This window comes from Photorhabdus aegyptia (assembly GCF_000612035.1).
Taxonomy (GTDB): domain Bacteria; phylum Pseudomonadota; class Gammaproteobacteria; order Enterobacterales; family Enterobacteriaceae; genus Photorhabdus; species Photorhabdus akhurstii.
In genome coordinates this window covers 68,691-74,903 of the sequence record NZ_JFGV01000018.1, presented here as the reverse complement: position 1 = coordinate 74,903, position 6,213 = coordinate 68,691, and the positions used below count along the sequence as shown (strand labels likewise).

The following is a 6,213-nucleotide window of genomic DNA, read 5'->3' as shown; positions in this document are numbered from 1 at the left end:
CCAACCGAAGTGACCGTTTGTGCGACCGAAAAAATATATCAACATGGGGTCATCCCAACCAATATCGGCAAAGCCATTAATAACGCCCGCCTTTACGTTCTTGATAGTCACGGTCATCTGTCTCCTGTCGGCGCACCGGGAGAACTGTATATTGGCGGTGCCGGGCTAGCACGAGGATATTTGAACCAACCGGAACTGACGGCCGAATGTTTTGTGGCGAATCCCTTTGCCACCGCAAAAGACAAGGCTCTCGGTTACACCCGTCTGTACAGAACTGGCGATTTAGTCCGCTGGCGGTCGGATGGCAATCTGGAATATCTGGGCCGCAATGATTTTCAGGTCAAAATCCGCGGCTACCGCATAGAATTGGAAGAAATTAAAACCGCACTCACTTTGCACCCACAGGTAAAACAGGCGGTGGTGATTGATCATGAGCATAACGGCCATAAAGTACTGGTGGCGTATCTGGTGACGGCAGAGGAACTGTCTGATGACAGCCTGACTGAGCATCTCTCTTCCCGCTTACCGGACTATATGCTGCCGGCCAGTTTTACCCGTATTGAATCCGTGCCCCTGACCCTGAATGGCAAACTGGATCGCCGCGCCCTGCCCGAGCCAGTTTGGGGGAATCGTGACAGCTATGTCGCGCCCCGCAATGCGTTGGAAACTCAGCTCTGTACCATTTGGCAGGCCATCTTGGGGCTGGAGCGGGTGAGCATTGATGATAACTTCTTCCGCATCGGAGGGAACTCACTGATGGCAATTAAGCTGACCACAGCGATACGCCATGAAATGGGGATTGATATTCCTTTAAATATTTTATTTAACTACAAATGCATTTCTCTGTTATCCCAATGGTTGGAAACAGGCAATACAAAATCTAGCTTGCTTAATTTATTAACACCTAAATCAACGGCAACAAATAAGCTGTTTATGGTTCATCCTGCTAATGCAGGTAGTGAAGTCTATGAATTTCTGGCAAATAATTTATCTAGCACGTATAACTGTATAGGCATCGATAATTATAATCTCTGTACAGATAATCAGATAGATTCACTATACCAAATAGCTCAAATTTATAGGGAGTTAATTCTGACTGAAACTTCTATTGATCAACCTATTCGCATCTTAGGATGGTCATTAGGTGGGCAATTAGCGATGGAGATTGCATTTCAATTAGAACAGCTAGGCGCAAAAGAAATTCAATTGTTCTTGTTAGATACTATAATCAATAATGATGAGATAAAAGAGTTCAGAGATAACTTAGCTATATCAAGTGAACATGGTCCCATCATTGTAAAATTGCGAAAAATGGGGGCAAGTGATACCTATATTAATAAAGTTTTGGCAGCAATACCATTTGAACATAGAATGACTAACTGCAATTTAAGCGGGAAATTATCTTATACCAATATTACCCTATTTAAAGCAGGCCAAATGACACCATATTGCATAGATGAAATTCAATTAGCTATGGGTAAATTGATAACAAAAATATCGGATAATAATATCTCCCAATGGACAGTCAATCCATTAGTGATTACATTGCTTAATGATTATTATCATGAAAATATTATTGAAGCTGTTTCCATTATCAGCGAAAAAATAATTAACACTCGGTCAATTAAGGATAATATCAATATAACTTGATTATGGTTTACGGGGCCGGCATTGCTGGCCCCGTCAGATTTCTAGTCGAAATGAACATTCAATCCCTAGCCAAACCACCAAACGCACAATCAATAACCTTATCGACAAATTCAGGTGTAATAGGAGAAAAAGAAACCATTACCTGAACAGCAACCCGCGCTTACTTTGCAACACTTCAATAAGTTTCTTAATGGTAACCCGCATGGATTCTATCACCGGCATCTGTTTGTCATAAATAATCAGAGGCTCAATATCATCAAAGAAAGCATCCATTAAAACCGCTGATACATTCGGCCATCTACGATAAATAGTCGATTTCGCAACGCCTGAATATAAAGCAATATGATTAATAGTGATATCTGCAATCCGTCCACTTTCAGCGAGAACAAGTGCAGCACTCAACACAGTTTTTGTCGTGTCACTATCGCGCGGGCGCCCACGTCTTAATGAGGATAGCCGCTCATGCTCACTCATAACTCCCTCCGTTTATTTCAAAAACTATCCATATTTAGGTATTGACAAATAACAACAGAAAAGCAAGTTTAGACGCTCTAATTTCGATACCAATAGTTTCGTATTTAATAAGGGTAATCGGAATAGAGTGCTATTTCTAGTAAAAAACGGGATGTACTCCGTAAAACCGAACAAACAATTCAATGCTCAACTCATAGAAAATGTTCCCAGGAACATCAATTCTGACTAAAGAATGGAGGAGAGAAATGTCTGTATATGATGTCGCTATTATTGGCGCTGGCCCAGCAGGTTTAGCTGCGGTACAGAAATTGAAAGGAAAAGGTTTACGAGTCGTACTAATCGATAATGGCAAAGCTATTCATGAACGCGATAAAGATAATCTCGTTGAGATAACCGAAGGACACGGTGGCGCCGGGCTGTTTTCTGACGGAAAATTCTCATTTTTTCCTTCTGCCAGTGCACTTTGGGAATTACCAAACGAACCGGAATTACGGCAAGCCTATGAATGGACGTGCGCCACACTGAATACATATGGCCTGGACACACCGCCATTTCCAACAAATCCTAAAGACTTTACAGTGGGTTCCGGAGAATGGGTATTAAAAGATTATCCCTCCAATTATATGTCTCTTGAAGATAGAATTAATCTTGTTGAAGATATGGTGCAAACGGCAGATGCAGATATCATCACACAAACTAAATTCCTGTCTTATAAATACGTCAGAGGAAAAGATTCTCTGATTATGAATTTAAGAGACAATAATGCTAATACTTATCAAATTGAATGCCGACGAATCATTTTGGCTAGTGGAAGATTTGGTCCATTAGAGATTGCTAGTCTAGTTGAAAAACAATCTTTCAATCGGCTAGAAGTTGGATTCCGCATTGAACAGCAAGAAGATTTAGCATTCTTTAAAAATATGAAGCAACTCGACCCGAAGTTAAAATTTCGGTCGGATGATGGCGTTATTGAATGGCGTACTTTCTGTGCTTGCCGGGATGGAGAAACAGTATTAACAAAAACCCAAGATTTATGGACCGTTTCCGGTCATTCTGACGGCCCTTCTACAGGACGATCTAATGTTGGGTTTAATACTCGTATTCTCGATGAAGATATCGCGGACCGAACACTCAATAATGTTGTCTCCGCCATGAAGCAAAAGGATTCTTACTTTAGAATCAAAGTACAAGATGTATTAGCAGGAAATGCCCACATCATTACACAACTTGTATCTATTTATGGCGAAGAGCTATTCGATAAAATGTTGCAAGGATTACGTAATATCATTAAAAAATTTCCTGAAATCGATCACGAGAATACGCATATCGTTGGTCCTACACTAGAAGGCGTCGGTTGGTATCCCAGTCTTGACGGCGATTTAAGCCTGGAAACTTCCCCTTATCCTGTATGGGTTGCAGGAGATGCTTGTGGAATTTTCAGAGGTATTGTTGCTGCAATGATTAGTGGTCACTATGCCGCCTCAGCGGTTCTTAAGACCTTGGCAGTAAAAGCCGCCTAATCCGTGAGCTAGCTGAAATAAGCGGGGGATTACTAAGATAGGTAATCCCTATATGTTTACCATCACAAACAGACCTACCTATCCCTATAACGAAAAAATTACCTAGGTTTATTATGAAAGTATTACATGTTTTTGATATGGATGGCACTCTTCTCACAGGAACCACGGCAAGTCTGGAAATTGCCCGTACAATGAATTGCCTGACAGAGCTTCATCTGCTGGAAAAACAATTTTCTCAAGGAGATATAAATACCAAAGAGTTTGCCGCTGAATTACAGTTTTTATGGTCAAACTTGCAATACGTTGACGTTGCCGAAGTTTTTTATGCCTCACCGTGGATTGGGGGAATAAAAGAGGTTTTTGACGATATCAGAGCCAAAGGTGAAGTATCTATGGTTATTACCCTCTCACCCGATTTCTTCGCCCAACACTTAAGAAAATTTGGGGCTGATATCGTTGTTGCATCAAATTTCCCTGCTTTACCTTTTCGTGAACCGGTTGATCCAGAAAAGATATTAACGCCTGAAAGTAAATTACAGATATTAAAAAAATATGTACAGGAATATGGGCTGAATTTGGAAAAGTGCGTTGCTTATGGTGATTCTGACTCTGACCTCCCTTTATTTAATGCCCTTACTAATACGGTTGCCATAAATGGGACGGATAAAATACGTGAAATCGCATTAATTCATTACGAAGGTAATGATCTATGGCAACCCTATCAGCTCATACGGAAAAAAATCAGTTGTGAATAATAAGGATATCGCTATGAGCTGAAACGCCCTTTCAATTTATAGCGGTTACCGGGAAATAGCAGCCTGGCACTGGAAACAGTGTAATGAGTCGACCAAGTTCGACGACTAATTAATAAACAGGGAGCTTCCGACTCAATTTGCAACAACTTACAGGATCGAGGATCGCCAGCAATAGCTTCCACAATGTGTTCACCTTCCGTTAATGGGGCAATCATTGACAAATAATCGTGTGGCGTAAGCTTAGTAAAATCCTGTTGCAAATAGCCAGGAGCCGCTTGAGCATTAACATAACGATCTTCTATCTGAACAGGAACATCGTTTTCATAGTGGATAATAATCGAATGGTAAATCGGCGTACCGACGATAATATCCAATTCCGCGGCCTGTTTCACATCCGCATTCAGCTCGGATAATTTTAAGATTTTACAGCGATGCTGATGAGAACGAGCTGAAATCTCATCAGCAATGCTGTGAATTTCGAACAGCGCAGATTGCCCCTTCGGTTCAGCAACAAACGATCCCACACCTTGCAGCCGTATTAATAATCCTTCAGCGGTCAACTCACGCAATGCGCGGTTGGCAGTCATACGGCTACAGTTAAATTGTTTAACCAATTCAGCTTCAGAGGGAACACGATCATTTGATTTCCATTCACCAGTATAAATTTTTTCAATGATGGATTGTTTCACTCTGGCATACAGAGGCGCAGGTTTGGCAAATGATCCTGATAAGTGCGTCGTCACAATAAATTCCTTATGCTATAAAAATGTTAAGTGATTAATTACATTCACTTTATCAGGCTATCTTTGCCAAAATAAAAAACACAATAGTACTGTTATTCTAGATAATCAATACCACCAATGTGCTAATTGCCAGGCAATACGCGCCGCTGCTTTTCCACCTATGCCTTGCATATCAAATATTGGATTGAGTTCAACCAAATCAGCCGCCTGTAGTTTACCGCTCTGACAAATTGGCTGAACTAATTGCAAAAGGCGCTCTAATGGCATCCCCAATGCGGCTGGCGCAGAGACGGCTGGCATCTGATAAGCAGGTAATACATCCAAATCGATCGTCATATAAATCAAATCAACTTGCTGGAGTATATCTTGTATTTGCTGTCGCACCTTGTCCAGCATAGTTTCACGACATTGTTCATCCCAGATAATCGTGGCATTCAAACGGTTTGCCTCATCCACCAATGCCTGAGTATTAGACGCCAAACTTGCGCCAATGCAAGTATAGTGAAACTGGCGTTGATGTTGCTGACAATATTCAGCAAGTTGACGAAATGGTGTGCCGGAAGTAGGCTGCGGCGACCGCCGTAAATCGAGATGAGCATCAAAGTTAATAATACCAACACGTTGATGTGGAAAAGCATCATAAATGCCAACACCATGAGCAAAAGCTGTTTCATGTCCACCGCCCAATACCAAAGTACGTACATTCTGACGTTGGCATTGGGTAACGGCATCAGATAAGGCTTGTTGTGCCTCACATAATTGATTGGGATTAGCACGAATACTTCCCAAGTCCACCAATCGATCATGCCCTTTATGACTCGCCATATTTGCCAACGACTGCCGCAAATAATCAGGACCTTGATTGGCTCCTGGCCTCCCCTGATTGCGCTTTACACCCTCATCACATTCAAACCCTAATAGAGCAATATAGTGAGAAAACTCTTCCGGCGTAAAATACGGAGATAATTTAATTGTTTGAAAAAGCCGTAGTGCATTATCCGCTTCTGCCAAATCATTTCGTCCTTGCCAAATAGTCGGCGAAGTAGCATGCCATAAATTCATTTACCGCTC

The 6,213-nt window shown here is 41.5% G+C and carries 6 protein-coding genes; 3 read left to right on the top strand and 3 right to left on the bottom strand.

Annotated elements, in window-relative coordinates; all coding sequences use genetic code 11:
• Positions 1-1,650 (top strand): thioesterase domain-containing protein (locus tag BA1DRAFT_RS21250; protein WP_152544292.1); only part of this gene is annotated, 1,650 nt, incomplete at its 5' end.
• 138 nt (positions 1,651-1,788) lie between these two features.
• Here the strand turns inward: BA1DRAFT_RS21250 and BA1DRAFT_RS07825 are convergent.
• Positions 1,789-2,124: a TetR/AcrR family transcriptional regulator gene (locus BA1DRAFT_RS07825; protein WP_051560705.1), complete on the bottom strand. Its 336-nt coding sequence runs from the start codon at positions 2,122-2,124 to the stop codon at positions 1,789-1,791.
• A 245-nt stretch (positions 2,125-2,369) separates the two neighbouring features.
• Between BA1DRAFT_RS07825 and BA1DRAFT_RS07820 the strand changes: the two genes are divergently transcribed.
• Positions 2,370-3,644 carry an FAD-dependent oxidoreductase gene (locus BA1DRAFT_RS07820; protein ID WP_036777713.1) on the top strand — a complete coding sequence of 425 codons (1,275 nt, stop codon included), beginning with the start codon at positions 2,370-2,372 and terminating at the stop codon, positions 3,642-3,644.
• A 113-nt stretch (positions 3,645-3,757) separates the two neighbouring features.
• Positions 3,758-4,399 (top strand): HAD family hydrolase, encoded by a 642-nt coding sequence (locus tag BA1DRAFT_RS07815; protein WP_036777710.1) that lies wholly within the window; start codon positions 3,758-3,760, stop codon positions 4,397-4,399.
• Between the two features lie 11 nt (positions 4,400-4,410).
• On the opposite strand, the gene hutC is transcribed toward BA1DRAFT_RS07815, so the two are convergent.
• Together hutC and hutG are read right to left on the bottom strand one after the other, a co-directional pair.
• On the bottom strand, positions 4,411-5,142 hold the full coding sequence (hutC, locus tag BA1DRAFT_RS07810; protein WP_200868773.1) for a histidine utilization repressor: 732 nt from the start codon (positions 5,140-5,142) through the stop codon (positions 4,411-4,413).
• Positions 5,143-5,247: 105 nt separating this feature from the next.
• Positions 5,248-6,204: a formimidoylglutamase gene (gene hutG / locus BA1DRAFT_RS07805; RefSeq protein WP_036777706.1), complete on the bottom strand. Its 957-nt coding sequence runs from the start codon at positions 6,202-6,204 to the stop codon at positions 5,248-5,250.
• Between the last annotated feature and the right edge of the window lie 9 nt (positions 6,205-6,213).